Below are 21058 nucleotides of genomic sequence, written 5' to 3' on the forward strand. Positions count from 1 at the left end.
CTCCAAGCAAGACGAAGAAGGCGCCTGGACTCCATGCCGGTCGCCTGCAAGAGGAGGCAACAATGCGTTTTGGCTTGTTCGGGAGCGCCCAGTCAGACAGCGCCAATCTTGGAGCCGGGATCGGGCAGGGATTTCACGACTTTATCGATTTCAATGTCGAAGCGGAGCGGCTCGGCTACTACAGCACATTTCTGGTGGAGCATCATTTCACCGGCTGGGGCCAGGTGTCATCCACGCTGAACCTGCTGACCTGGCTCGCCGCACGCACGACGTCTCTGCGCGTCGGCACGGCCACCATGGTGCTGCCGTGGCACAATCCGGTGTTGCTTTCCGAGCAGGTCGCCACGCTCGAACTGCTGTCTGGCGGCCGCCTGGATTTGGGTGTCGGCAAGGGCTATCGCCACACCGAGTTCAACGGCTTCAATATTCCGATCGAAGACTCCGAGGCGCGTTTCGACGAAGCCCTGGATGTCATGCTCAAGGCATGGGGCGCCAAGGCGCGCTTCTCGCATCACGGTCGGTTCTGGACGTTCAACGACGTCATTGTCGAGCCGAATATCCCGGCGCGGCCGGCGATGTGGATGGGCGCGGGCAGCGAACCGTCCATTCGCAAGGTCGCCGGGCGCGGGTTCAACCTGCTCCTGGACCAGTTCGCCGATGCCAAGCTCATCGGCCAGCGCATCGACATATTCAAGAATACGATCAAGGAGCTGGGGCGCGCCTACAATCCCCGCGAGGTCGCTGTGGCGCGCGACCTGTACATCGCCAAGGACGAGCAGGATAAGCAGGCCGCGCTCGAAAGGCTGAATGGGGCTCGTCGGCGCACGATCGATCAGTCACGCGCGCCGAACCAGGCGAAAGGCTCGCACATCCTGTCTTATGCTGACAGGGGCGGGCTGCCCTCGACCGAGAGCACGCTGATCGGAACCATCGAGGAAATCCGCGACAAGGTTGCGGCGCTGCGTGAGGCGGGAGTCGAGTACCTCATTGTCACCATCCTTGGCGGCTCCCGACACACGCTGCATCGGTTCGCCACCGAGATCATGCCAGAATTCGGGCGCGATCCGCTCAAAGAGCTAGGTCCCGCCGAGTTCGCTGGGGTCCGGGGAGAGTAAAGATGACTGTTCTCCGCCAGGAATACCGCGACGGGATGGCCCAACTTGGTGCCGCCGTGAACATCATCACGACAGACGGCCCGGCCGGCCGATCGGGAATGACGGCAAGCGCCGTGGTCAGCGTCACTGACGATCCGCCCACGCTCGCCGTTTGCATCAATCGATCGAGTCGCAACAACCAGATCATGAAGCTCAACGGCGTGTTGGCGGTGAACACGCTCGGCTCCAACCAACGCAACGTCTCGAACATCTTCACCGGTGTTACGGGCTGTGCGTACGAAGAGCGATTCAAGACCGGCGTATGGCACGCCCTCGCAACCGGAGCGCCAATTCTGAAGGGTACGGCCGTTTCCTTCGACTGCCGAATCACCGACGTCATCGAGAAGGGAACCCACACGATCTTCTTCGCTGAAGTCGAAGCCGTCCAAATTGATGGGGAGAGGGAAGGCCTCATTTACTTTGGCCGGAACTATCATCGGGTCGGAAACGCCACTCAGGCCGTTCGGCAAGGCGTTTGAGTAAAGCGGGCGCTAACCATTAGGTCATATCTCCGCGTTTGAGAATGCGTTCAGCCCGCAAAGGAACATAACAATGAATGTCGGTGTCATCGGTCTCGGCATCATGGGCAGCGCCATGTCGGTCAACCTTGTGCGCTGCGGCTTCAAGGTCGTCGGATATGATCCGGCGGCATCCGCCGTCGCCCGCGTGCAAGCCGCTGGTATTGACACGGCTTCGTCGGCGGCGGAGGTCGTAACGCAGGCCGATCTGGTGTTGACGAGCCTGGCCTCGCTCGCAGCCGTGCGGGAAACGGCATCCATCATTCTTGAGCATGCGTCTTCACCGCGGATCGTCATCGAGACGAGCACGTTGCCGCTTTCGGATAAATTGGCCTTCCGCGATGCTCTTGCGGCGGGCGGCCACATGGCGCTGGATTGCCCGCTGCTCGGCACCGGGCCCCATGCCGAGCGCGCCGAGCTTGTGATCTATGCGAGCGGCAATACAGCGGCGCAGTCCTTCGCCCGACCGGTGTTTGACGCCATTGGCAAGAAGACCTTCGACCTCGGCGCTTACGGCAATGGCACGCGCATGAAGCTCGTCAACAACCACATGATCTCGATCTATAACGCGGCTGCCGGCGAGACGATGGTTTTCGGCATGCAGGCCGGTCTCGACCCGCAGATGATCATCGATGTGATCAATGCCGGCGTGACAACCAAGGTGTTCGAGTTCCTTGCGCCAATGGTTGCAGCGGACCGCTACGACCCGCCGACCATGAAGATTGCGGTCTGGCACAAGGACATCGCAGCCATCGGCGCCCTCGCGCACGACGTCGGCGCGCCGCTTCCGATGTTTGACGCCGCGCGCCCGCTCTACGCCGCGGCTCTTGCCGCCGGGCAAGGCGATCTCGACAAGGCCTCGACGGCCCGGGTCATCGAGCGAATGGCGGGGATCACGCGATCGCCGAAAGCATCAAGCTGAAGCTGGGATTCAAGAAGGGCGAGCATGACGACGCGATTTGAGTCGTGAGCGCGGGCGCATAGGCGTCTCCAGCTTGAAACTTATCAGCAATCGTCTGCCGAACGCGAGGCCCGGCCCGCTAGACATAGGGCGGAGGTCGCACTGGCGATTAATGTCAATCCAATGCGGCTTGTGACATTGGCGAATGAAATCAAAGCAGGTGGACGATCATCATCTACCAGCGCACGATGCGGGGGGCGAGAACGGCACCTGTCGCGGCGAGGCCCAATATCGCGATGCTGTACCAGGTGGCGACGAAGAGGGGGGAATCGTCCGGGCAGTGTGCGGCATAAAAGGCGGCCGCCAATGCGCCGGCCAGCAACCCGCCCACCGCCCCGGCCAGGAGTGGCCGTGTGGGCGCACCATGGCGCAGGGTCAATAGAAAGACCACCAGCGGCGCGATGCCCATGAGGGGAATGAATGTCAGGCATAGCATGCTGTTGACGCCCATGAGGCGCGCAGCCCAGTCTGCCGGCGGAACCGCGAAAAGCTCAAGTCCCACGGCAGCGATCAGAAGCAGCGGTGCCGTCAGCAGCCATGGCAGCAACGCGCGGACATTCCCGCCGGGACGCGCCAGGGCGCACAGAAGGCCGAAAGCGCTGGCCGCGAGCGCCAAGGTCACCACGAACTTGAATATGAAACGTGCCGTTTCCAACGAGGCGAGGGCATCCGGGCGTGGGCCGAGCGTGACAAAGAACACTGCGCCGGCGAGCACGACGGCCAACCCGCCAGCGAGCCGCCACGCGGTGGCCAACGGCATGGGCCTGCGCCCGGTATCCGCCGCCATCACCCTGATGAGATCGTCAGTCTTCATCTCAGTCCCGTCCAAAGCGCCGCGCGATCGCGGCCAGTCCACGATGTAAGGCGACCCGCACCGCCCCTTCGTTCATGCCCAGTTTCAGCGCCGCCTCCTCGATCGAACAGCCTTCGACCGAAATGGCGGCAACCACGGAGCGCTGTCCCGGCGCCAGCGCATCGAGCGCGTGGCCGATATCACGATCGCTTGCCGTCTCGGCCTCCGGCTGCGCATAGGTCTCCGCAATATCGTCGACATCGATCTCCACCCGCCGGCCGCGCCGCCGGAAGGCGTCGATCAGCTTGAACCGCGCGATGGCGTAGACCCAGGGCAAGACCGCCGAATCGGACATCCATGTGTGGCGCTTCAGGTGAATTGCCAGCAGCGTCTCCTGCACCACATCCTCAGGGTCGACCCCGCCATGCGAAATTCTCCGGCGGACATAGGACCGAATAAAACCCGAGACCCGGTCGAGAAACAGGGCGTAGGCGCGCTGATCGCCCGCAATCGCGGCCCGCAGCAAATCGGCAAGTTCGTTTTCGGTCTTGCCGTTCAACGCGGGTATCTCCCATTCGCGCGTTCGCGCCCCCTTGTTACGAGGGCGCGAAAATATTGTCCAAGCGGATGACTGATCTCATCACAACTTCGTGTCGAACAGCCATGTAACACGCCCTCGTCTCGCATCGAATGACCCTCCGTAGAGCCGATGACGGCCTGCGGCTGATATCAACTGGAGACGACCCATGACCCGCACAACCCTTGCTTTCGCGCTCGCCGGCTCGCTTGCCACCGCGCTCGCAGGCGCCGCTTTCGCCGCCCCGCTCGCGCCGGAAAAGATGGTCGGCAACGAGAAGTGCTACGGCGTCGCCCTGAAGGGCCAGAATGACTGCGCGGCGGGTGCCGGCACCACCTGCGCCGGAACCTCGACCTCGGATTACCAGGGCAATGCCTGGAAAGCGGTTCCCAAGGGCACCTGCGTCTCCATGAAGGGCGGCATGAATATGGGCTCGCTCACCCCGATCAAGGCCTGATCCGGCACGGGGGGTCCGCGTCGCGGGTCCCCCTTCCCGCTCAACGTTCCACCTCATATCGGCCGGGAGTTCGCAAATGATCGCCGCTGTTGCCACGCCAGAACGCCTGCCGGCTCGCGCCGGCCTCGGCCTCAAGCCCGAGCATTACGGCTATGTGCTGGACCAGCGGCCCGATGTCGGTTTCTTCGAGGTTCACGCCGAAAACTACATGGGCGCCGGCGGGCCGCCGCATCGCTATCTGGAAGCCGTCGCGGGGCTCTATCCGCTCTCCCTTCATGGCGTCGGCCTGTCGATCGGCGCGGCGCGCCCGCTCGACACGGCGCACCTGTCGCGACTGCGCGCACTGGTTGAGCGCTACCGACCGCGGAGCTTTTCCGAACACCTCGCGTGGTCGACGCATGACAGCGGCTTCCTGAACGATCTGCTCCCGCTGCCCTACACGCACGAGACGCTGGCGCGGGTCATCGACCATGTCGACGCGGCGCAGCAGGCCATCGGGCAAAGGCTGCTGCTAGAAAACCCCTCCACCTATGTGCTGTTCGAAGACAGCACCATCGATGAGATCGACTTCCTGGAAGCGATTGCCGCGCGCACCGGCTGCGGGCTGTTGCTGGACGTCAACAATGTGATGGTGTCCTGCGTCAATCACCGGCTGGAGCCTCACGCCTATATCGATCGCTTCCCGGTCGAGCATGTCGGCGAAATCCACCTCGCCGGTTATGACGAGACCACCGACGGGGTCGGCGACCGGCTGCTGATCGACGCCCACGGTTCGCCGGTGAAAACCGATGTCATGGCTTTGTACGCCTACACCCTGGGACGCACCGGGCCGGTGCCCACGCTGATCGAGTGGGACAATGACGTGCCGGACTTTGCCACGCTTCACGCCGAGGCCGTGCGGGCCGATGCGCAGATCGCCCGCGAGGCGGCGCGGCGGCGCGGCGGAACCTCCAGATACGGGCGGCGTAAGCCATGAGTTTCTCGTCCAGCCAGGAGGATTTCGCACAGGCGCTGCTCCATGCCGAACGCGCGCTGCCGGCCGGCATTACCACAGCACGCGGGACGGCCGATGCCGCCCGCTTCGCGGTCTATCGCAACAATGTCCACGTCGGGCTGACCAAGGCGCTGGCCCAGCGCTTTCCCGTCGCGGAGCGGCTAGTGGGCACCCAGTTCTTCGCGGGAATGGCGCGCGCCTATGTGCAGGACAACAAGCCGGCCTCGCCGCTGATCATCGCGTATGGCGACGATTTTCCTGACTTCATCGCGGCTTTCCCGCCCGCGTGCGAGGTGCCGTATCTGGCGGATGTCGCACGGTTGGAGGCGGCATGGACCTGCGCCTATCACGCGGCGGACGCGCCATTTCTCGGGCTTGCCCGGCTCGCGGCCCTTCCGCCGGAGGTTCTGCCCACCGTGCGGCTCGCTGCCCATCCGTCTGCGGCTCTCGTCCATTCGCCTTATCCGGTTGGGTCGATCTGGGCGGCACATCAGGAGGCCGACGTAGCGGCGGTGAGCGAATGGCGGCCCGAGACAGTACTTGTGGTGCGGCCGGACATGACCGTGATGCTCCACATGCTGCCATTTCAGGACGGCGTCTTCGCACACGAGGTGTTGGCGGGGGCGACCCTTGGCGCGGCCGCCGAAATCGCGCTTGCCCGGCAGGCTGCCTTCGACTTCGGCGCGGCGCTCGTCGGCCTCCTCGCGCTCGGCGCCTTTGTGGACATTCTTGAAGGGGACGCCCCATGAACACTGAAACCATTCACATTCCGCACCGCAGGATTTCTCCGATCCCGCGTGTCATCGGGCGGGCGGATGATCTGCTGGCCTCAATCCCGAAGGCGCTGCCGCTGCTGGTTTTGCGTGTCGCTCTGGCGGTTCCGTTCTTCATGTCGGGCCTGACCAAATGGGAGGGTTTCCTCACCCTTTCCTCTGGCGCGCGCTTTCTGTTCGAGGAGGAATTCCGGCTCCATCTTTTCGGCGCCGAATTTCCCTATCCCTTCCCTTTGGTTATGGCGGCGGTGGCCGGGGTCGGCGAAATCCTGCTGCCGATCCTTCTGGCTCTCGGCTTCGCCACACGCTTTGCGGCGCTGGGCCTGCTGATCATGACCATGGTCATCCAGATCACCATCCCCGAAGGTTGGGCGAATTTTCATCTGCCTTGGGCGGCGATGTCGTTTGCCCTGGTGGTTTTCGGCGGCGGCACGCTCGGGGTGGACACGCTCTTTCGCAGATGGGACACGGCGCCCTCAACGGAAGAGATGAATCCAGCCAAATCTACTTAAGGAAAGTGCATCCGAGCGTGAGAGGTGAACCTTCTCGGCTCCATCGGGCCAATAGGTTGAACGGTTATGTGCGCGCCGAACAACATTTGGCTCGACGTCCGCAAGGGCGGTCTCGATCACATCCACTGAGTAGCTCCGCTGGTTCAAAATCGAACTGGCAGAGGCGCGAAACCCATGTCACGTCATCTGCTCCTGCGCGAAACCCATTCGCCTGTGGAACTGTTAAAGGCGTTCTCGCTGAGCATCTTCTTGTTAGAGCGGACCGAGGAAAACACGCGTTCGCTTGTTCCCGTGGCTTGGCATTGAGAACAGCGATATCGGTCAGTTGCATTTGTAGGCATCTCAAATCAGCGAATAGCGAAATGCCTACATTTTCGTGAGATGCAACGACACGCCTGCCCACGCGTGAGACGCCGCGATCTTGGAGTCCTTTTTCGGACACCGAAGCCCAAGCCATTGATTTTAAGGATGAACTGGAGCGGGCGGCGGGAATCGAACCCGCGACATACAGCTTGGGAAGCTGTCGTTCTACCACTGAACTACGCCCGCGACGGCGCGAACAATAGCCAAGGGCAGGCGCTCACAGCAAGTGCCATCTGGCGCCGTCCACGGGGGATTGCAACCGCCCCGTGGTGTTGAAGGCGTACCGCCGCTTCCAACCGAAGGGGCGGCGCTTTAAGGTTGGGCTTATGCATGAGCACTCCCTTCCTGGCAGCGTGGTTGCGCCGCCGCCCGCCCAGCCCCGTTTCAGCTCGGTGTTCCAGAGCTTCGAGACCAGCGCCGCCGGGAGCACGGGTCCCGCCCGGCTCGCGGCACTGCGGGCGGAATTGGGCGCACGCGGCGTGCAGGGCTATGTGATCCCGCGCGCGGATGCGCACCAGAACGAATATGTCGCCCCCGGCGAGGAACGCCTCGCCTGGCTTACCGGCTTCACCGGCTCTGCCGGCCTGTGCGTGGTGCTTGAGAGCCATGCAGCCCTCTTCGTGGATGGGCGCTACACGCTGCAGGCGCCCGCCCAAGTGGACACGGAGGCTTTCACCATCGTTCCGCTGGCGGAAACGACGCCGGAACGATGGATCGAAGCTCACCTTCCGAAGGGTGCGACCCTCGCCTTCGATCCCTGGCGGACCACCCTCGATGGGCGAGAGAAGCTTGCGGGAGCCGTGGCAGCGATCGGCGGCATACTGGTGGCACTGGACGAAGACCCCCTTGCCGCCGTGTGGACCGACCGCCCCCCGGCGCCCGCCGAGCCGGTGCGTCTGCTGGATCCCGCGCTTGCCGGCGAAGCGACAGCAGCGAAGCTGCTGCGGGTCGGGGCGGCGCTGCGCAAAGAGAAGGTGGATTTTGCGCTGATTTCAGATGCCCATGCAGTTGCATGGCTGTTCAACATACGCGGGTCGGATGTCGCCCACACCCCGATCCCCCTCGCCTGGGCCATCGTTCCGGCGGAAGGACGCCCCACTTTGTTGCTGGGAGCCTCCCAAGCCTCTCATTCCGTGCGCGCGGTGCTTCTCGACATTGCCGACATCGCGTCCTCCAGCGCGCTTGAGGAGACGCTGACCCGTCTCTCCCCCGGCCGCACAGTCCGCCTCGATCAGGCCACGGCGCCGGTGCATCTTGCCTTCGTCATCGAGCGCGCCGGAGGCACGGTGTCGAAGGGCGCGGATCCCATCGCCCTTCTCAAGGCCGTCAAGAATCCCGCCGAAATCGCAGGGATGCGCCTCGCCCATATGCGCGACGGGGTTGCGCTGGCGCGCTTCCTCCATTGGTTCGCGACGACGGCGCCGGGCGGCCTCAGCGAAATCGATATGGTGGAGGCGCTGGAAACCTTCCGGCGCGAATGCGGCGGGCTGAACGACGTCTCGTTTCCGACCATTTCCGGTTCGGGTCCCAATGGCGCCATCGTCCACTATCGGGTGAACCGGGACTCCAATCGCGCGCTCGGAACAAATGAACTGTTCCTGTTGGATTCCGGCGCCCAGTATGACGAGGGCACCACCGACGTGACGCGGACCCTCGTTGTGGGGACGCCGACGCAGGAGATGCGGGAACATTACACTTTGGTCCTCAAGGGCCATATCGCGGTGTCCCGCGCCGTCTTTCCGGAAGGCACGAGTGGCGCGCAGATCGATCCGTTCGCGCGTCAGTTTCTCTGGGCGCGCGGGTTGGATTTCGAGCACGGAACCGGCCATGGCGTCGGCGCCGGCCTCTCGGTGCATGAAGGGCCGGCCCGGATCTCGAAGCTCGGCCATGTGGCGCTGAAGGCCGGAATGATCCTCTCCAACGAGCCGGGCTATTACAAAACCGGCTCCTATGGCATCCGGATCGAAAATCTCGTTTTGGTGGAGCCGCGCGCGCCGGGTGGCGACCGCCCCTCGCTGGGCTTCGCCACGCTGACCCTCGCGCCCTATGAGCAAAGGCTCATAGACACCGCTTTGCTCACGTCGGAGGAGCGGGACTGGATCGACCGCTACCATCAGGATGTCGCGGCAATCATCGGCCCGCGCGTGGAGCCGCCGGTGCGGGATTGGCTGATATCGGCCACCGCACCGCTGGTTTGAGCAATCGGTCAATAGTTACGCTGCGGAAGCACGAATCGCGAAGACTGTGTTCCAATGAAGGAACCTTTGCTGTGGCTCAACGTTACCTTGACCGACACAAATCGGGAGGACTTGAACCATGTTGTCGACCATTCTCGTAGTCGTGCTTGTTCTTCTTTTGGTGGGTGCGTTGCCGAACTGGGGCTATAGCCGCAGTTGGGGCTACGGACCGGGTGGCATACTCGGCGTGCTGCTGATCGTTGTGATCGTGCTGGCGCTCACTGGCCGCGTCTAGCCAGAAGAACCGCACACCTTCCGACTCATCCGGAATCAGGAAAGTGTGTCGGCCGACGCCGGCACATACGTAACGGCCCGCCCCATTGCTGGGGCGGGCCGTCGATTTTTCCGTCGCGGTCACGCGGTCGCGGTTATGACCCGACCGACCTTCTCGATCAGTTCACCGATCTGATCTTCCGAGATGATCAGCGGGGGGCTCATGGCGAGCGTATCCCCGGTGGCGCGGATCATGATGCCCTGCTCGTGGAAAGCATTCTCCAGGGCTGCGTAACCGCGCAAGCCGGGTTTCCCGTCGGTGGATGCCAGATCGATGCCCACCGTGATGCCGACAGTGCGGATATCCAGCACACCCGGCTTTTCCCGAAGCGACATCACAGCGTCAGCCCAGATGGGCTCCAGTGCCTTCGCTCGGGCGAACAGGTCTTCCTTGGCATAGAGATCCAGCGTCGCGAGGCCCGCCGCGCAGGCCAGCGGATGCGCCGAATAGGTATAGCCGTGGAAGAGTTCGATCACATGCTCGGGTCCACGCATGAAGGCATCGTGGATTGCGCCACGCACCAGCACACCGCCCATGGGCACAGAGCCCGAGGTGACGCCCTTGGCGAAGGTGATCATGTCGGGAATGACACCATAGCGTTCGGCGGCGAAGGCGTAGCCGAGGCGGCCGTAGCCGGTGATGACCTCGTCGAAAATCAGCAGGATGCCGTGCTTGTCGCAGATGTCGCGCAAGCGCTGCAGATAGCCCTTGGGACACGGGATCACGCCCGTGGAGCCGGCCATCGGCTCGACGATCACCGCTGCGATGGTGGAGGCGTCATGCAGGCCGACGAGACGCTCAAGTTCGTCCGCGAAGTGCGCGCCGTATTCCGGCTCGCCCTTGGTGAAGGCCTGCTTGCTGCGGTCATAGGTGGCAGGAAGATGGTCCACGCCCGCCAGCAAGGTGCCGAACGCCTTGCGATTGGGGACGATGCCGCCCACGCTGATGCCGCCGAAACCGACGCCGTGATAACCGCGCTCACGCCCGATGAGGCGCGTACGGGACCCCTGCCCGGTCACATTGTGATAGGCGAGCGCGATTTTCAGCGCCGTATCCACCGCTTCCGACCCGGAATTGCAGAAAAACACATGGTCCAGATCGCCCGGCGCCAGCTCCGCGATGCGGCTTGCCAGCGTGAAGGCGGACGGATGGCCGTATTGGAACGTCGGGGCGAAATCCAGTTCGGTCGCGGCGGTGCGGATCGCCTCCACCACCGGCGCACGATTATGCCCGGTGTTGGTGCACCAGAGGCCGGCGGTGCCATCGAGAATGGCCCGGCCTTCCGGCGTAAAATAGTGCATATCCTTGGCGCGAGACACCAAACGGGGCCGCTTCTTGAAGGAGCGGTTCGACGTGAAGGGCATCCAGAAGGCTTCCAGGTCATTCGGGACCAAGTCAGCCGCCGTCCGGTCCAACACCTCATCCAAAGCCATGTTCTTCTCCTCGTCGCCTTATCGGGGCGATCCTGCGCGGCCTCACATTCGCCGCTCTCCTCGGAAGGTTATCAGCGCACACGTCGGGAGGAAACAGCCGTTGAACATCAGCACCTCTTGCGCGAGAGGCCCATGTGGCCGAAAACAGGATCTGACTTAAGGTCAATTCGCGCTGATACCTCCACCTGGGCGCCTTTACTCCAAGCCACCGACGAGACCCGTGACGATCCTTTCCCTGGAACCCGCAAGCCCAAACGTTGAAACCCTGCCGCCAGCAAAGCCGGCGGTCGCGGCAGAAGCGGACGTGCGCGCGGCTTTGGGTCGGGTATTGGCGGCAGAGGAATTTGTGTCCTCTCCCCGTTTGGCGGACTTCCTGCGCTTCATCGTCGAAGCCACGCTTTCGGGCCGCGCCGAGGAGATCAAGGGCTACACCATTGCGGTCGAGGCCTTGGGCCGGCCATTCTCCTTCGACCCACAGAGTGACCCGATCGTACGGGTAGAGGCAACGCGGCTGCGCCGTGCCCTCGAACGCTATTACAGCACTGCCAGTTCTGACGAGACGCTCGAAATCGTCGTGCCCAAGGGCAGCTATGTGCCAAGCTTCCGCGCCCGCGGCACAGCGGTCGAAACGCCTCCGGCGGCGCTCCCACCGGCCGTGGTGCCTCTCCCGCACCCACCGGCGCGCCGGTCCGGTGCCTGGGCGGCGGTTGCCGGCCTTGCGCTCCTCGTCGGCGGTCTCCTGGCCTGGCTCGGGCTCGCAGGCTTCGAGATCGGGGTTGAGAACGGGCCGAACACGGTCACGGTGACCCTCGGGGGGCGTCCCACCACCGCTGCCGAGCTGGCTGACCGGATGGGCATGCCCATCCTTGAGGTGCGCCCGTTTGAACTCGCCGGAGCCTCAGCGCCGGGGCAGGATGAAATTCACACACTTGAAGTGCGCCTGCGCGACGCGTTCTCGCGGTTTGACTTCGTGGACGTCATGGCGGCCGGCCCCGAAGCTTCGCAGCGGGAATGCCGGGGCGCGCCGCCGCGCTCGATATTCTCCCTCGGCGGCCTCGCCGAAGGTCACGCGGACGGAACATTCTCCCTTCTGCTGCGGGTGTCCGACCGCTGTGGCGGCAACATCATCTGGTCCAAAGAGCTGGAAGGCCTGAAGCGCGGGCCGGAGCGCTCTGCCACCGAGCAGCGGGTGGTTCGCGACGTCGCCTCCTCCCTCATGGAATTCTATTCCGCGCTCCCAACCCGCTCCCGCGCCCAGGCTCGGGCGGAAGCGCCCGAATCAGGTTTCGGCTGCATCTCCCAGGCCTTCGCCGTGCAGCGCGGCGATGAGACCGCATCCGCTTCCGCGGCGCGGGCTTGCCTCGACCGGCTGGTGGCGCGGGACAACGGGTTCGGCATCGTTCATTCGGTCAAGGCAATGATGCTTCTGGACGAGGCGCGCGCTGCCATCGACCGCGATCCAGACCTCGCCGTGCTCAAGCAGATGCAGCACGAGGCGGAACTCGGCGCCGATCTCTCGCCGACCAGCGCCTTTGCCGCCAAGATTCTCGCAAACGTGGATTTCTTCCGTGGCGAGCGTGAAGCGGCGCTGGCTGCCGCCGAGCGCGCCGTGGCCTTGAACCCTCTGGATTATGATGTGGCGGCCGCAGCCGGAAGCATCATGATCGGCCTTGGTAAGGCGGATCAGGGGGAGGCACTTCTCTCGTATGCGCGCGAGCACGGTGCGGCGCAGACCCAGCTCCAGAACATCTATCTCGCGGTCGCCGCTTTCCTGCGCGCGGACCAGGTCGCCGCCGGCAACGCGCTGCCGCCGCTTGAGGTGCGCCCCACCACAGAGACCCGCATCGCGCTGGCGCTGGCGCTGAATGTTCTTGGCCGACCTGACGATGAGCGCCGCGTCGTCGCGGCCCTGGTTCACGACACGCCGGGCGGCCTTGCCGGGGTCCAGCGCGTGGTACGCCGCATGCTGCCCTGGAACGAAAGTGCGATCCGCGTGCTGGGCGAACTGGAAGCGGCAGGTCTGGCCCGCGACCTGCGCGCGCCCCTCGCCTCCAAAGGCTGAAACACCAATAGCTTCGCTCCCCCTCGCCCCTCCGGGCGAAAGGGAGACAAGTCGAATGGTCCTAAAGGATGTATCGGCTCAGGTCGGCGTTCTTGGCGAGGTCCCCCACCCGGTCGCGCACATAGGCGGCGTCGATGGTCACGGTTTCGCCGGCACGGTCGGTGGCGGAGAAGGACAGGTCGTCCAGTACCCGCTCGATCACGGTTTGGAGGCGGCGGGCCCCGATATTCTCCACCGAGCCATTCACCTCCACCGCCACATCGGCGATCGCCTCGACCGCGTCGCTCGTCACCTCGAGCGTAACCCCTTCCGTGGCCATGAGGGCAATGGACTGCTTCACGAGGCTGGCTTCGGTTTCGGTTAGGATGCGCACGAAATCGGAGCGCGTCAGCGCCTCCAGTTCCACGCGGATCGGCAAGCGGCCCTGGAGTTCCGGCAGCAGGTCCGAAGGCTTGGAGACGTGGAAGGCGCCGGAGGCGATGAACAGAATATGGTCGGTCTTCACCGGCCCGTGCTTGGTGGAGACCGTGGTCCCTTCGATCAGCGGCAACAGATCACGCTGCACGCCCTCGCGCGAGACATCGGCGCCGCTCCGGCCCTCCCGGCCGGCGATCTTGTCGATCTCATCCAGAAACACGATGCCGTTGTTCTCAACCGCATAGATGGCTTCAAGCGTGATGGCATCCTGGTCGATCAGCTTGTCGGCCTCTTCCGTGACCAGCAGCGGATGCGCGTCCTTGACCAGCACGCGGCGGGCCTTCGTACGCCCGCCGAACGCCTTGCCCAGCATGTCGCCCAACGAGACCGCGCCCATCTGAGCGCCCGGCATGCCGGGGATTTCGAACATGGGCATGCCCTGCGCCCCGGCTTGCACCTCGATCTCGACTTCCTTGTCGTCCATCTCCCCGGCGCGCAGTCGCTTGCGGAAGCTCTCGCGGGTGGCGGCGGAAGACCCCTGCCCGACCAGTGCGTCGAGCACGCGCTCCTCGGCGGCGAGATGGGCCCGTGCCTGCACTTCCTTGCGCTTCACATCCCGCACCAGGCCGATGCCGACTTCGACGAGATCACGCACGATCTGCTCGACATCGCGGCCGACATAGCCGACCTCGGTGAACTTCGTCGCCTCCACCTTCAGAAACGGCGCGCCGGCGAGGCGCGCGAGGCGGCGCGAAATTTCCGTCTTGCCGACGCCGGTGGGGCCGATCATCAGGATGTTCTTGGGCAGAACTTCCTCGCGCATCTGCCCCTCCAACTGCTGGCGGCGCCAGCGGTTGCGCAGCGCAATGGCAACGGCGCGCTTGGCCTTCGACTGGCCGACGATGTGGCGGTCCAGTTCGGACACGATCTCACGGGGGGAAAAATCGCTCATAGCGCGGGAAATCTCTTCTCAGGTCTTCTGAGGGGAAAGGGTCGGCTCAGCCGACCGTCTCGACGACGATGTTGCGGTTTGTATAGACACAGATGTCCGCGGCGATCTCCAGCGATCGGCGCACGATCACCTCCGGATCTTCTTCCCGGTCGAGCAGGGCGCGGGCGGCCGCCAGCGCGAACATTCCGCCCGAGCCGATACCTGCGACGCCCACTTCAGGCTCCAGCACGTCGCCGGTGCCGGTCAGAACCAGGGAAACATTCGCGTCGGCAACGATCATCATCGCTTCGAGGCGACGAAGATAACGGTCGGTGCGCCAATCCTTGGCGAGTTCCACGGCGGCACGCTGAAGCTGGCCGGGATACTGCTCCAGCTTCGCTTCAAGGCGCTCAAACAAGGTGAAGGCATCGGCGGTGGCGCCGGCAAAACCCCCGATGACGTCACCTTTGCCCAAGCGCCGCACCTTGCGGGCATTGGACTTCAGCACCGTCTGGCCGAGCGTGACCTGCCCGTCGCCGGCGATGGCGACGCGGTTGCCCTTGCGCACTGTGACGATTGTGGTGCCGTAAATGGTATCGGGGGAATGCATACGAGGCTCCATGACGGTGCCTTACTTAAGTTCTTCCCGGCGCCGCGCAATGTTTGTCGTCAAGCTTGTCATGCGCGAGGAAGGAAATCGCACACCGCCTTGGCAAAGACATCCGGCGTCTCGACCATGGGGCAATGGCCGGCATGTGGTATTTCATGCAGCCGCGCGCCCGGAATGGCCGCCGCAATCTCGTGGGCGAAGGGCGGCGCGAAAAACCGGTCGTCCTTAGTGTAGAGCACCAGAGTGGGCGCGCGGATCACGCCGATGCGGTCGAGTGTGTCCACGTCGGCACACGCGTCCGCCTGCCGCTCGAAGGCTGGGATTTCCTGGAGCGGGCTGATGGCCAGCGCCTGCCGGGCGATGGTCTCCAGCGGGACGCCGGCCAGCGTCGTCCGACCCAGCGTGAACGTCGCGAGGGTCGACACGAAAGTGACGGGGTCCGCAATCTCCAGCCGCAGCCGCTTGAGCAGAGCGAGCAACGCGATGGTGTAGCCGTCCTGTCGGGCGAGCGTATTGGCGAGGATGAGGTGATCCACACGGTGCGGCGCCAGCAGCGCTAATTCCTGCGCGATGGCCCCGCCCATGGAATGGCCGAGCACATGCACCCGCTCGATACCGGCTGCATCCATCACCGCCAGCGCATCTCCGGCCATGCCGGCAACAGAATAGGGCGCCAGCGCCCGCCCGCTCGCTGCCATGTCGCGATTGTCGAAGCACAGCGTGGTGCAGCCGGTGAGCAGTGGGCGGCTCAAGCCCCAGAAGGTGCGATCCGCTGCAAGCCCGCCGATGATCAGCAGCGGATGGCCCTGACCTTTCAGATCGTACGCAAGCCGAATGCCGTCATGGGAAGCGAACAGGTCCATCGGGCACCTAAGCCGTTAGCAGAGAATACATTAAAGCACGCGAGGGGCATCGGCAGGCGCATTACCCTCCGCATGCCGGTTTGAAGTTCACGCCGGGAGACAAGGTTGGCGCGCTGCCGTCATGCAATCGCCATATGGCGTTGCAGCACACGAACTGCTAGAAGGCCACCGCCTTGGAGCGTGGCCGCGCGCGACCGCGCGACCGGTATCCGGCTGCGCTTGCGCTCCCAGGTGTCATGTCCGGGCCGCACGCGCGGCCCTGGAGGGTGAAATGCGTAAGGCGGAAATCGTTCGCGAGACCAAGGAAACGAAGGTGCGCCTCGCCGTCAATCTCGACGGAACGGGTGGCGGCACCGTGTCCACCGGCGTCGGCTTCTTCGACCACATGCTCGACCTTCTCGCGCGTCATGCCCGTTTCGACCTCGACGTGGAGGCGAAGGGTGATCTGCATATTGATTTTCACCACACGGTGGAAGACGTCGGCATCGTGCTCGGCCAGGCGGTGCGGCGGGCGCTCGGGGAGATGCGCGGCGTCACCCGCTATGCCGATGTCCACCTGCCGATGGACGAGACACTGACCCGCGTCGCGCTGGACATTTCCGGTCGTCCGTTCCTGGTGTTCCGCACCAGCTTTCCCACGGCAAAAATCGGCGAATTCGATACTGAACTGGTGCGCGAGTTCTTCCAGGCGTTTACCTCGAACGCCGGCGTGACGCTGCATGTGGAGACGCTCTACGGCGAGAACAGTCACCATATTGCGGAGAGCTGCTTCAAGGGCCTCGCCCGCGCACTGCGCGCTGCGGTGGCCATCGATCCCGCTGCGGCGGGGGAAATTCCCTCCACCAAGGGCGCCCTCGGCGTCTGAAGGAGGCCGGCATGGCCATCTGGAACGTGCTCATCAAGAACCCGTCGGGCGAGAGCGAGGCGCGTCGCGCCGAACGCGCCGTGTTTTTGCGTGAAAAATTCTCGTTCGCTGCCTTCCTGTTCGCGCCATTGGCACTCTTACGCTTCCGGCTTTGGCTTGCGTTTGTGTCCTATCTGCTCGTGCTTGCGGTGATCGCCCTCGCGGAATGGCGCGTGGGCCTGCCGGAAATCCTGAAAGTGGCGATGGTCGGCGGCCTGCATGCGGTGGTGGGCCTGGAACTGCCGGCCCTGCGCGCCTGGAAGCTTCGTCGCGTCGGATTTTTCGAGGCGGGCGCCGTGGTTGCAAACAACCGCGACGACGCGGAGCGGCGGTTCTTTGCCGGCTATGAGCCGGCTGCCGAATGGATTGCGCCGGAGACGCCTCATCGGCGCCCGTCCTATACCGCGCCGGGTCCGGTGATCGGTTCCTTCCCGGAGCCGCGCGCGTCATGATCCTCGCCATCGTCGATTACGGCTCCGGCAATCTCCACTCTGCAGCCAAGGCGCTGGAACGCGCGGCAGCGGACGTAGACGATACCAAGATCATCGTGACCAGCGACCCGGATGTGGTGCGCGGTGCCGATCGCGTGGTGCTGCCCGGCGTCGGCGCCTTCGCCGATTGCAGGCGTGGGCTGGACGCCGTTGAAGGCATGGTCGAAGCACTGGACGAAGTGGTTCACGGCAAGGGCCGGCCATTCCTCGGTATCTGCGTCGGCCTGCAATTGCTGGCGGAGAAGGGGCTGGAGCATGGCGAAAGCCCTGGCCTTGGCTGGGTCAAGGGAGAGGTGGACCGGATCGAGCCGTCCGATCCCGGCCTTAAGATCCCGCACATGGGCTGGAACACGCTCAATTTGGCGCGGCCGCATCTCTTGCTTGACGGCATTCCCACAGGGGAAAAGGGGCTGCACGCCTATTTCGTTCACTCCTACCACATGCGTCTCGCCGACCCGGCCGATCTGGTCGCCACCACCGATTACGGTGGCACCGTCACGGCGGTTGTTGCGCGGGACAATGTGGCTGGAACTCAATTTCATCCCGAGAAGAGTCAGAAGCTGGGGCTCGCCCTTCTCGCCAATTTCCTGAAGTGGCACCCGTGATCCTGTTTCCTGCCATCGACCTTAAAGACGGCCTCGCCGTGCGCCTGGAACAGGGCGACATGGCGCGGGCGACCGTGTTCAATCGCGACCCCGCCGCACAAGCGGGGGAGTTCGAGAGCCTGGGCTTTCGCTACCTCCATCTCGTGGACCTCGACGGCGCGTTTGCCGGCCGCCCGATCAATGCGGCGGCGGTGGATCGCATCCTCGAGACCGTTTCGGTGCCGGTGCAGCTTGGCGGCGGCATCCGCGACATCGCCACCATCGAGGCGTGGCTGGAGAAGGGCGTGACCCGCGTAATTCTAGGAACCGCAGCGGTTCGCGACCCGCAACTGGTCAAAGATGCCGCCCGGGCGTTTCCGGAACGGGTGGCGGTGGGACTGGATGCGCGGGATGGGAATGTGGCGGTGGAGGGGTGGGCGGAGACGTCGAATCTTCCGGCGATAGACATTGCCAGGCGCTTCGAGGATGCTGGCGTCACTGCCCTCATCTACACCGACATCGCCCGCGACGGCCTGCTGAAGGGGCTGAACCTGGAGGCCACCATCGCGCTGGCGGATGCCGTGAGCATCCCGGTGATCGCATCCGGCGGCCTTGCCTCGCTGGCGGACGTGGAAGCCCTCATCGAGCCGCGCGCGAAGAAGTTAGCCGGCGCCATTACTGGTCGCGCGCTCTATGACGGCCGCCTCGATCCCCGCGCCGCTTTGGCGCTGGTGGCCGGGAGGGGCTGACGCTAAGATGCTGAAAGTCCGCGTTATTCCCTGCCTTGACGTCAAGGATGGCCGTGTCGTCAAGGGCGTCCAGTTCGTCGATCTGCGCGACGCCGGCGACCCGGTGGAGGCCGCGCGCGCCTATGATGCCGCCGGTGCGGACGAGCTGACCTTCCTCGACATCACCGCCAGCCATGAGGATCGGGGCACCATTCTCGACGTGGTCCGGCGCACCGCCGAACAATGCTTCATGCCGCTCACGGTGGGGGGTGGCGTGCGCACGGTGGAGGATGTCCGGACCCTGCTTCAGGCTGGAGCGGACAAGGTTGCGATCAACACCGCCGCCGTGAACCGCCGCGCGTTCGTGGGCGAGGCGGCGGAGAAATTCGGCGAGCAGTGCATCGTAGTCGCTATCGACGCCAAGCAGATCTACACGCATGACGGTACCCGACGTTGGGAGATCTTCACGCATGGTGGACGCAAGTCCACGGGGATCGATGCCATCCAATATGCCCGCGAAGTGGTCGACCTCGGCGCCGGTGAAATCCTCCTGACCTCGATGGATCGCGACGGAACTGGCATCGGCTTCGACACTGAGCTGACCCGCGCGGTTTCAGATGCGGTGCATGTGCCGGTGATCGCCTCGGGCGGCGTCGGCAGTCTCGATCATCTGGTGGACGGCATCCGGGAGGGTGGCGCCTCGGCGGTGCTCGCGGCCTCGATTTTCCATTTCGGCACTTTCACGGTGCGCCAGGCAAAGGAGCGCCTCGCGGAGGCGGGCCTGCCGGTGCGGCTCGATACCTGAGCGGCGAAAGAGACAGGCATGTCAGAAGACCGCGTCACGCTTCTCGACCTCGAACGCATCGTCGCCGCGCGCGCCGGGGCGGAGGCGGGCGCGTCCTATACCCGCTCGCTGCTGGACAAGGGCGTCGCCAAATGCGCCCAGAAGCTGGGTGAGGAGAGCGTCGAGACGGTGATCGCGGCGCTCTCGGGCGATCAGGCCGAGCTGGTCGCGGAGGCTTCTGACCTGCTGTATCATCTCGCCGTTCTGCTGCATGCGCGCGGTGTCACCCTCGACGAGGTTCATGCCGAGCTGGCGCGTCGCACGCGACAGTCCGGACTCCAGGAAAAGGCGTCGCGGGGCTGAGCGGGATGCCGGGGAAGACCACAATGGACCAGCGCGTCGACCATGGCCTGTCGCCCTACCGCACCTTCGCGCGCGAAGAGTGGGCCGTGCTGCGACAGGACACGCCCATGCCGCTGCGCACCGGCGAGATCGTCCGCCTGCAGGGCCTCAATGACCGGCTGTCGCTGAAGGAGGTAGAGGAAATCTACCTTCCTCTCTCGCGCCTGCTGTCGCTGTATGTCGGGGCGACGCAGAAGCTGTTTCGCGCCATGAGCCACTTCCTGGAGCATGCCGGCCACGCCAATGGCGATGGCAAGATGCCCTATATCATCGGCGTCGCCGGGTCGGTGGCGGCGGGCAAGTCGACCACGGCCCGTGTGCTTCAGGCGCTGCTGGCGCGCTGGCCCAACACCCCGAAGGTGGATCTCGTGACCACCGACGGTTTTCTCCTGCCCAATGCCGTGCTTCAGCGCGAGGGGCTGATGGAGAAGAAGGGCTTTCCGGAAAGCTACGACCTTCCCCTGCTGCTGCGCTTCCTGACCGATATCAAGGCCGGCCGCCGGCCGGTGCGCGCGCCGCTCTACAGCCATTTCTTCTATGACGTGATGCCCGACCAGACCATCGAGGTGGACCGGCCGGATATTCTCATCGTCGAGGGGCTGAACGTACTCCAGACCGGCCGCCTGCCGCGCGACGGGACCGGAATTCCCTTCGTCTCGGACTTCTTCGACTTTTCGGTCTATATCGATGCCGACGAGGATGTGCTGGTGCGCTGGTATGTTGAGCGGTTCATGCGCCTGCGGGAAACCGCCTTCCGCGACCCGCTCTCCTACTTCCACCGCTATTCCGAGCTGACCGAGACCCAGGCGCGGGACACGGCTTTGTCGATCTGGAACAGCATCAACCTGCCCAACCTCCAGGAAAACGTGCTGCCGACGCGGCAGCGCGCCGACCTGATCCTGCGCAAGGCGGGGGACCATGAGGTGGCGGAAGTCAGCCTGCGGAAGCTCTAAGAGGTGGCTCTCCTTACCGGACCGCCGCTTTATCCCCTATGCCGCAGGCGAGAGCCTTGCCAAAGAGATTTTGCAAATTCCTGCGGGTCGTTAAGTGCAGAGGCTGGGCTGTCACCTCTCCCCGAGGGGGAGAGGTCGGCTGCGGAGCAGCCGGGTGAGGGGGCTCCGACATCTGAGGATGGGAGAGGGTTGCCCCCCTCACCCCGACCCTCTCCCCCTCGGGGAGAGGGAGCATTGCGCGGTCTCTTGAGATGCACCACCAACCCCAGCCACTCGTTTCGCA

The 21058-nt window shown here is 64.4% G+C and carries 23 protein-coding genes and 1 tRNA gene; 17 read left to right on the forward strand and 7 right to left on the reverse strand.

Annotated features, from left to right (window positions below; all coding sequences use genetic code 11):
- Positions 1–62 precede the first annotated feature (62 nt).
- The 3 genes from ADADO0_RS07585 to ADADO0_RS07595 are packed head-to-tail and all read left to right on the forward strand — an operon-like array spanning position 63 to position 2594.
- A complete protein-coding gene (locus ADADO0_RS07585) occupies positions 63–1115 on the forward strand; it encodes an LLM class flavin-dependent oxidoreductase (RefSeq protein ID WP_511304518.1) in 1053 nt (350 codons plus the stop codon).
- 2 nt (positions 1116–1117) lie between these two features.
- Positions 1118–1633, forward strand: coding sequence for a flavin reductase (locus ADADO0_RS07590; protein ID WP_511304519.1), 516 nt, complete (start codon positions 1118–1120; stop codon positions 1631–1633).
- A 28-nt stretch (positions 1634–1661) separates the two neighbouring features.
- On the forward strand, positions 1662–2594 hold the full coding sequence (locus ADADO0_RS07595) for an NAD(P)-dependent oxidoreductase (RefSeq protein ID WP_511304792.1): 933 nt from the start codon (positions 1662–1664) through the stop codon (positions 2592–2594).
- Positions 2595–2808: 214 nt separating this feature from the next.
- On the opposite strand, the gene ADADO0_RS07600 is transcribed toward ADADO0_RS07595, so the two are convergent.
- Entirely contained in the window at positions 2809–3447 is a 639-nt protein-coding gene (locus ADADO0_RS07600; RefSeq protein ID WP_511304520.1) for an NrsF family protein, read from the reverse strand.
- Between the two features lies 1 nt (position 3448).
- Positions 3449–3985 (reverse strand): sigma-70 family RNA polymerase sigma factor, encoded by a 537-nt coding sequence (locus ADADO0_RS07605; protein ID WP_511304521.1) that lies wholly within the window; start codon positions 3983–3985, stop codon positions 3449–3451.
- A gap of 187 nt (positions 3986–4172) precedes the next feature.
- On the opposite strand from ADADO0_RS07605, the gene ADADO0_RS07610 reads away from it, so the two are divergent.
- The 4 genes from ADADO0_RS07610 to ADADO0_RS07625 all read left to right on the forward strand — a co-directional run bounded on the left by ADADO0_RS07610 (position 4173) and on the right by ADADO0_RS07625 (position 6739).
- Positions 4173–4460 carry a BufA1 family periplasmic bufferin-type metallophore gene (locus tag ADADO0_RS07610; RefSeq protein WP_511304522.1) on the forward strand — a complete coding sequence of 96 codons (288 nt, stop codon included), beginning with the start codon at positions 4173–4175 and terminating at the stop codon, positions 4458–4460.
- Positions 4461–4536: 76 nt separating this feature from the next.
- Positions 4537–5436: an MNIO family bufferin maturase gene (gene bufB / locus ADADO0_RS07615; RefSeq protein ID WP_511304523.1), complete on the forward strand. Its 900-nt coding sequence runs from the start codon at positions 4537–4539 to the stop codon at positions 5434–5436.
- Positions 5433–6203, forward strand: a complete 771-nt coding sequence (locus ADADO0_RS07620; RefSeq protein WP_511304524.1) for an HvfC/BufC family peptide modification chaperone — start codon at positions 5433–5435, stop codon at positions 6201–6203. The genes bufB and ADADO0_RS07620 overlap by 4 nt, the downstream gene beginning before the upstream one ends.
- Entirely contained in the window at positions 6200–6739 is a 540-nt protein-coding gene (locus ADADO0_RS07625) for a DoxX family protein (protein ID WP_511304525.1), read from the forward strand. The genes ADADO0_RS07620 and ADADO0_RS07625 overlap by 4 nt, the downstream gene beginning before the upstream one ends.
- Positions 6740–7213: 474 nt before the next feature.
- Here the strand turns inward: ADADO0_RS07625 and ADADO0_RS07630 are convergent.
- Positions 7214–7288: transfer RNA gene (locus tag ADADO0_RS07630), tRNA-Gly, on the reverse strand.
- A gap of 140 nt (positions 7289–7428) precedes the next feature.
- Here ADADO0_RS07630 and ADADO0_RS07635 point away from each other — a divergent pair.
- Together ADADO0_RS07635 and ADADO0_RS07640 are read left to right on the forward strand one after the other, a co-directional pair.
- Positions 7429–9300 (forward strand): aminopeptidase P family protein, encoded by a 1872-nt coding sequence (locus ADADO0_RS07635; RefSeq protein WP_511304526.1) that lies wholly within the window; start codon positions 7429–7431, stop codon positions 9298–9300.
- A 118-nt stretch (positions 9301–9418) separates the two neighbouring features.
- Positions 9419–9574 (forward strand): DUF3309 domain-containing protein, encoded by a 156-nt coding sequence (locus tag ADADO0_RS07640; RefSeq protein WP_511304527.1) that lies wholly within the window; start codon positions 9419–9421, stop codon positions 9572–9574.
- A gap of 119 nt (positions 9575–9693) precedes the next feature.
- Here the strand turns inward: ADADO0_RS07640 and aptA are convergent, their stop codons facing one another.
- Positions 9694–11046, reverse strand: coding sequence for an omega-aminotransferase AptA (gene aptA / locus ADADO0_RS07645; RefSeq protein ID WP_511304528.1), 1353 nt, complete (start codon positions 11044–11046; stop codon positions 9694–9696).
- A 346-nt stretch (positions 11047–11392) separates the two neighbouring features.
- On the opposite strand from aptA, the gene ADADO0_RS07650 reads away from it, so the two are divergent.
- Entirely contained in the window at positions 11393–13108 is a 1716-nt protein-coding gene (locus ADADO0_RS07650) for a hypothetical protein (RefSeq protein ID WP_511304529.1), read from the forward strand.
- Between the two features lie 61 nt (positions 13109–13169).
- Here the strand turns inward: ADADO0_RS07650 and hslU are convergent, their stop codons facing one another.
- From hslU to ADADO0_RS07665, 3 genes are all read right to left on the reverse strand, one after another.
- Positions 13170–14477, reverse strand: coding sequence for an ATP-dependent protease ATPase subunit HslU (gene hslU / locus ADADO0_RS07655; RefSeq protein ID WP_511304530.1), 1308 nt, complete (start codon positions 14475–14477; stop codon positions 13170–13172).
- Positions 14478–14523: 46 nt separating this feature from the next.
- Positions 14524–15066: an ATP-dependent protease subunit HslV gene (hslV, locus tag ADADO0_RS07660; protein WP_511304531.1), complete on the reverse strand. Its 543-nt coding sequence runs from the start codon at positions 15064–15066 to the stop codon at positions 14524–14526.
- A 68-nt stretch (positions 15067–15134) separates the two neighbouring features.
- Positions 15135–15929 (reverse strand): alpha/beta fold hydrolase, encoded by a 795-nt coding sequence (locus ADADO0_RS07665; RefSeq protein WP_511304532.1) that lies wholly within the window; start codon positions 15927–15929, stop codon positions 15135–15137.
- A 271-nt stretch (positions 15930–16200) separates the two neighbouring features.
- Between ADADO0_RS07665 and hisB the strand changes: the two genes are divergently transcribed.
- The 7 genes from hisB to coaA are packed head-to-tail and all read left to right on the forward strand — an operon-like array spanning position 16201 to position 20775.
- Positions 16201–16794, forward strand: coding sequence for an imidazoleglycerol-phosphate dehydratase HisB (gene hisB, locus ADADO0_RS07670; RefSeq protein WP_511304533.1), 594 nt, complete (start codon positions 16201–16203; stop codon positions 16792–16794).
- An 11-nt stretch (positions 16795–16805) separates the two neighbouring features.
- On the forward strand, positions 16806–17285 hold the full coding sequence (locus ADADO0_RS07675; RefSeq protein ID WP_511304534.1) for a DUF2628 domain-containing protein: 480 nt from the start codon (positions 16806–16808) through the stop codon (positions 17283–17285).
- Positions 17282–17929 carry an imidazole glycerol phosphate synthase subunit HisH gene (gene hisH, locus ADADO0_RS07680; RefSeq protein ID WP_511304535.1) on the forward strand — a complete coding sequence of 216 codons (648 nt, stop codon included), beginning with the start codon at positions 17282–17284 and terminating at the stop codon, positions 17927–17929. The genes ADADO0_RS07675 and hisH overlap by 4 nt, the downstream gene beginning before the upstream one ends.
- Positions 17917–18657 (forward strand): 1-(5-phosphoribosyl)-5-[(5-phosphoribosylamino)methylideneamino]imidazole-4-carboxamide isomerase, encoded by a 741-nt coding sequence (hisA, locus tag ADADO0_RS07685; RefSeq protein WP_511304536.1) that lies wholly within the window; start codon positions 17917–17919, stop codon positions 18655–18657. The genes hisH and hisA overlap by 13 nt, the downstream gene beginning before the upstream one ends.
- Positions 18658–18664: 7 nt before the next feature.
- On the forward strand, positions 18665–19441 hold the full coding sequence (hisF, locus tag ADADO0_RS07690; RefSeq protein ID WP_511304537.1) for an imidazole glycerol phosphate synthase subunit HisF: 777 nt from the start codon (positions 18665–18667) through the stop codon (positions 19439–19441).
- A gap of 18 nt (positions 19442–19459) precedes the next feature.
- The gene (locus tag ADADO0_RS07695) at positions 19460–19783 is read left to right on the forward strand and encodes a phosphoribosyl-ATP diphosphatase (RefSeq protein WP_511304538.1); all 324 of its coding nucleotides are present in this window, start codon (positions 19460–19462) and stop codon (positions 19781–19783) included.
- 23 nt (positions 19784–19806) lie between these two features.
- Positions 19807–20775, forward strand: coding sequence for a type I pantothenate kinase (gene coaA / locus ADADO0_RS07700; RefSeq protein ID WP_511304539.1), 969 nt, complete (start codon positions 19807–19809; stop codon positions 20773–20775).
- Positions 20776–21058 lie beyond the last annotated feature (283 nt).

This window comes from Aquabacter sp., assembly GCF_965279295.1.
Classification (GTDB): Bacteria; Pseudomonadota; Alphaproteobacteria; order Rhizobiales; family Xanthobacteraceae; genus Aquabacter.